At 60.6% G+C, this 5,113-nt stretch carries 6 protein-coding genes; all 6 read right to left on the reverse strand.

Features of this window, described 5'->3' with window-relative positions:
• The coding region (locus tag BT98_RS0119895; protein ID WP_027297466.1) for an IS5 family transposase at positions 1–295 on the reverse strand (295 nt) is incomplete at its 3' end.
• Positions 273–1,010, reverse strand: coding sequence for a ferredoxin reductase (locus BT98_RS25295; protein WP_051544363.1), 738 nt, complete (start codon positions 1,008–1,010; stop codon positions 273–275). The genes BT98_RS25295 and BT98_RS0119895, both read right to left, overlap by 23 nt.
• 181 nt (positions 1,011–1,191) lie before the next feature.
• Positions 1,192–2,256: an aromatic ring-hydroxylating dioxygenase subunit alpha gene (locus tag BT98_RS25300; protein ID WP_051004974.1), complete on the reverse strand. Its 1,065-nt coding sequence runs from the start codon at positions 2,254–2,256 to the stop codon at positions 1,192–1,194.
• A gap of 376 nt (positions 2,257–2,632) precedes the next feature.
• The gene (locus tag BT98_RS0119910) at positions 2,633–4,153 is read right to left on the reverse strand and encodes an AMP-binding protein (RefSeq protein ID WP_019462510.1); all 1,521 of its coding nucleotides are present in this window, start codon (positions 4,151–4,153) and stop codon (positions 2,633–2,635) included.
• A gap of 27 nt (positions 4,154–4,180) precedes the next feature.
• Positions 4,181–4,780 carry a p-hydroxycinnamoyl CoA hydratase/lyase gene (locus BT98_RS25305; protein WP_239371506.1) on the reverse strand — a complete coding sequence of 200 codons (600 nt, stop codon included), beginning with the start codon at positions 4,778–4,780 and terminating at the stop codon, positions 4,181–4,183.
• Between the two features lie 58 nt (positions 4,781–4,838).
• Positions 4,839–5,113, reverse strand: a 275-nt coding sequence (locus tag BT98_RS25310; RefSeq protein WP_037251787.1) for an ATP-binding protein, incomplete at its 5' end; no start/stop codon positions are given.

Genomic DNA, 5,113 nt, shown 5'->3' on the forward strand with positions numbered 1-5,113 from the left:
GCCAGTCGATCTGCCCCGCAGCCTGCAACCGCTCCAGCAGCAGGCGGTGCAAGGCGGCCCAGACCCCGGCCGCCTGCCAGTCGCGCAGCCGCCGCCAGCAACTCATCCCGCAGCCGCAGCCCATCTCGGCGGGCAGCCTCTCCCATGGGATGCCGCTGACCAGCACGAACACGATCCCCGTCAATGCCGCCCGGTCCGCCAGCCGCGGCCGCCCGCCCTTGGGCTTGGGCCGCTCGGGCGGCAACAGCGGCTCAATCGCCGCCCAGAGATCATCAGAAACCAAAGGCTTCGCCATGCCCACAGAAACGCATCATACCGGGTTTAGTTAGGCGCTCTAAGGCCGAGAAATACTCGCGATGGAGCCGTTCCGGGGCCCAGCCCGCCGCTACCGCGATCGTCAATGCCGCCTCCATGAAGGCTGCCGGACCGCAGACATAGAGGTGGCTGTTGTCCCCGGAACTCACAATGTCCCGCGTCAGTTCCATAGCTGTCTGGTCGGCGCTCAACCCGGTATGCAGCACCAGGTGCTTCGCGAGGCGGCCATCGCTCAGAGCGTCATTGAACACGACATGTTCAGGCCCTCGCACAAAGTAGATGAGCCGGAAAGGGCTACCCCGCTCGGCCAGCGCTCGAGCCATGGCGAGGATCGGCGTTATGCCGATGCCACCTGCGACAAGCAGATGCTCACCCGCGATTTCCGACAACGCGAAGTGGTTCCTCGGCTGGCTGATGGATAAGGCGTCACCCGGCTCCAGATCCTGATGCATGCTTCTCGACCCACCCCGAGAGCGGGCCTCGAGCTTGACGGCAATCCGATAGAAACCCGATTCGCCGGGCCCGTTGCAGATGGAGTACTGGCGCACCAAGCCATTCGGCATATGAACATCGATATGGCTGCCGGCCGAAACCATGGGCAGAGCCACGGCTTCCTGCGGTGCCAACTCGAGCACCCTGATATCGGGAGTTTCCATCCAGGCCCGAGCAATACGCACTTTGACAAGATGGACCATTCTTATTTCCCTCCCACACCCGAATGGCGTCCGCGCCCATTCTTGTGTCAGCATCATGTAGCCCGTGCTTGAAGCCTGTCCGGCCACCCCACAAAGTGACAGGGAGACCGGGGACCTCGATCAAGCAGCCTATCGAGGCTGCGATCTCCCTCGCAGCCTCTTGGGCGAGCAAGACCGGCTACTACGCCATGGCAGCAGCGTCATTCTGTTGTGCGGTGGCGAGTTTCTCGATGATGCGACGCCAACGCGCCACACCGACGTCAATGTCCAACATGACGGGCTTAAGCTCTCCCCCGTATCGCTTCATCACCTCGTACTGTGCCCGCATCATCGGATCGTCCTGGTTGGCGAAGGCATGGACCCGCGCTTCAGCCAGCCGCTTCTCGATACGCTCATGTTCTTCGGGACTGCGCTGGACCAGGTTCCAGCGCACGGCGAGGAAGTGGTAGTAGCTCGACTCTTCCGTTTCCGGGGTGATCAGATGCGCGGCATAGACACCCGTTCCTTGTGAACGCTCCGCTCCCCTATCGGTCAGTCCGATGTCCAGCAGGATGATCGTCGGCGGCATCCAGGTCACGGTATGCCATTTGTCGACGGGCTTCTGGTCACCGTGATACAGAAGGTCCGCATATTCGGGAGGACTTACATTTGGCATGATGCGCGAGACGACGATGGTGTTGCCGGTCTGGACCAACTCGTTTTTCGCGCCAATCATGTCGCGGCTTCCCAGCACTCCGTCATGCAGGAAGCTGACGTGACTGAGGTCGACAAGATTGTCGATGATCAGCTCCCACGGAGTATTCATCTTGATGACATTTGGCTTGGAATGGACGTATCCCGTACCAGGTTCCAAGAAGTCGATCACCGGCGTCGGAGCAATGTTGCCGAGATCTCCCATCCAGACCCAGATCATGCCGTACTTCTCCTCGACCGGATAAGCACGCACCCTGGCGGCGGCGGGAATCCGGCCTTCGCCATGCGGGTTGAACACGCACTTCCCGGTCTCGTCGAATTCCAGCCCATGATAGGCGCAGGCAATCCGGTCGTCCCCGCACACCTTGCCTAGCGAGAGCGGCGCGTTGCGGTGTGGACAGCGATCCTCAAGTGCCACGACCACGCCATCCGCCTTGCGGTACAGTGCGATGCCCTGGTTCAGCATCACACGTGGGACGATGTCTCCAGCCTTCAGAGCGTCGGAGTACATCGCGACGTACCAAGCGTCATTCAGCCACTTGAACTTTGTCATTTTCTCTCCCCATCTGATTGGCCTCAGCTTGGCCATCCGGTTCTGGTGCCTGTTAGCCCTGTTTGCCGTAGTTGATTTACATGAGCGCTCCGCAACGTTCATGCGCTCTGGCATAGCCGATCAGAGCTGCAGCTAGCCGAAACGATCCTCTGCTTCATCGACGTCATATTCAACAAAGAAGGATATGAGTGCGTTGGGTCATCTGAGTCTTCCTGAATGACTCAACGAGTAATTCGAATGTGCACGTGTCAGGCAGGCTCAGCGACGGAAGAACCTTCTGTGTTTCTCCCGACTCCGTGATGCTCCTTCATGCGGTGCAAATCGCGGTTCAGGAGATTTAGCGCCTGCCTTCGGGACCTCCCCGATTGCCGGGCGATTACCCTCGCAAAAGAGTTGTTTCTTCACCGCTGGCCACGGATCGCCGCAGCACGTGCTTCATCACCTTCCCTGAACCCGTACGGGGTAGAGCCTCCACAAGAAGAAAGCTCTTCGGCACCTTGTACCGAGCTATCAAGGACAGGCAGTGCGCTGTAAGCTCGCCCTCACTGGGCGAACGTCCCGGAGCCGGTACGATGAAGGCACGCCCGACCTCGCCCCAACGTTCATCCGGAACACCAATCACCGCCACCTCGCGCACGTCCTCATGCTCGATCAACGCAGCCTCAACCTCGACGGGATACACGTTCTCGCCACCCGAGATGAACATGTCCTTGCGCCGGTCTACGATCGAGATGAAGCCGTCGGCATCACGAACACCGATGTCACCCGTTCTGATCCATCCATCAGGTGTAAAGGCACGATCGCGCTCTTCGGGTCGGTTCCAATAGCCCGAAATGACGTTCAGGCCGAAGACCAGGATTTCCCCGGGTGTTCCGTCGGCGACCTCACGACCATCATAATCGATCAACCGCACCGTGGTCAGCGGGCCAGGCAAGCCTACGGCGCCAGCTTTCTCGCGGATCAGCTTGGGAGAAAGAGGCATCCCGAGTGTGGTGCTCGTTTCTGTCATGCCATAGCCATCGACCACGCACACACCCTGGTCCAGCCACCAGCGTATATGTGCAGGAGGATTCGGTGCACCACCGGTGAAAAGTGCCTTGAGCCGAGTCCAGCGTCGAGGCGCGAAGTTCGGAGCATATCTCAAGGCTTCGGCCATCTGAGGCACGCAGAAATAGTGCGTGACGCTGAAGTCCTGGTTGCTCAGGCGGTCATTGGTCTTCTCGGGGTTGAATCCGGCTGAAACGATGATCGTGCCGCCGCGCAGGAATGGTGGCCAGATCTGCGTCACAATGCCGATAACGTGAAACATGGGGCTGTCGCAAAGGAAAACCGCACCGGTGTCGACCTCGCCCAGCACATTGAAGTTCACGCCTGTAGCGAGCAGGAACTGGGATGTCAGCATGGCACCCTTGGGCGTCCCCGAAGTCCCCGAGGTGTAGAGGATGATGCAGCAATCCAGCCCGGAATGGGGTGGACAAGCGGGCGCAGGCTGTGCTCCATCAACGGCTGCGGCGAAGCTGGCCATTGTCTCTGCCGTGCAATCCGGAGGCAATGGCGGAAGTTCCTGATCCGCGATCAGGAGCCGAGGGGCGCAATCCAGCACCAGCCGCCCAAGCTCGACCGATGACAGGCGCCAGTTCAGTGGCACGAAGATCGCCCCGATCCGCATCAGAGCTTGTTGCAGGATCACTTGGTGCACGCTGTTCCTGGCCAGCGTCGCTACGCGATCCCCCTCCTTCACGTCCCTGGCCGTCAGCGCACTGATCGCACGCTGGATATCCGTATCGAGCTCGCGATAGGTCCAGCGCCGTTCCAGCGATAGATCCATCGCGGCCATCGCGTCCGGCCGTAACCGCGCATGAAGCGCGATCGGGTCGGGGGATAGGAAGTTGAGCACGGTGTCCTCCTCCCTTGCTGGCTGCCTTCAGCTCCTACGGGACCGGTCATAGGCGCCAAGGCCAGGCTTATAACTCTTCTCGTCGATGAACTGACGGATGCCTTCCTTGCGGCCGTCGTTGTCGAACGAGTTCGCAGCCTCCTGCGCGCGCAGTAGATAGTCTTCGGCGTCGTCATAGGTCATGTCGCCAACACGGCGCACGGCATCCTTGATCGCCTTGATCGTGACCGGATTACGCTCGTTCAGCTTGCTGGCCACGTCGGTCACGCGATCCTTCAACTGAACCAGCGGCACGCTTTCATTGACCAGCCCCCATTCCGCAGCGGTCTTGCCGTCGATCGGTTCGCCCAGCAGGGCGTGATACATGGCACGGCGAAAGCTCAGCAGCTCGACCGCGACCTTGGTGGCGCCGCCGCCGGGCAGGATGCCCCAGTTGATCTCCGACAGACCAAAAGTGGCTTCATCGGCGCAGAAGGCCAGGTCGCAAGCGAACAGCGGGCCATAGCCGCCGCCAAAGCACCAGCCGTTTACCATCGCAATGGTGGGCTTCTGGTACCAGCGCAGACGGCGCCACCAGCCATAGGATTCACGTTGGGCCTGACGAATGCCACGGAGGCCGTTTGTCAATCGGCATTGAATGGGGACCCCAGATCGGCGCGCAAAAGGGACCCCTCTTGTAAGGCGTTCAGGCGCGGTTCTTGAATCGCCAACTGTCGTTGCCGGTCTCGACGATGTCGCAGTGGTGAGTGAGGCGGTCGAGCAAGGCGGTGGTCATCTTGGCGTCCCCAAAGACGCTGGGCCATTCACCAAAGGCGAGGTTGGTGGTGACGATGACCGAGGTCTGCTCGTAGAGGCGGCTGACCAGGTGGAACAGCAACTGGCCGCCGGACTGGGCGAACGGCAGGTAGCCAAGCTCGTCGAGGACAACGAAATCCAGGCGGCAGAGATGATCGGCGATGC

The sequence above is a fragment of the Roseomonas mucosa ATCC BAA-692 genome, from assembly GCF_000622225.1.
GTDB classification, from domain to species: domain Bacteria; phylum Pseudomonadota; class Alphaproteobacteria; order Acetobacterales; family Acetobacteraceae; genus Roseomonas; species Roseomonas mucosa.

Bases quoted from the DNA above. Each gene is read 5' to 3' on its own strand.
- BT98_RS25295 (WP_051544363.1), bottom strand. From the start codon at position 1,010: ATGGTCCATCTTGTCAAAGTGCGTATTGCTCGGGCCTGGATGGAAACT.
- BT98_RS25300 (WP_051004974.1), bottom strand. From the start codon at position 2,256: ATGACAAAGTTCAAGTGGCTGAATGACGCTTGGTACGTCGCGATGTAC.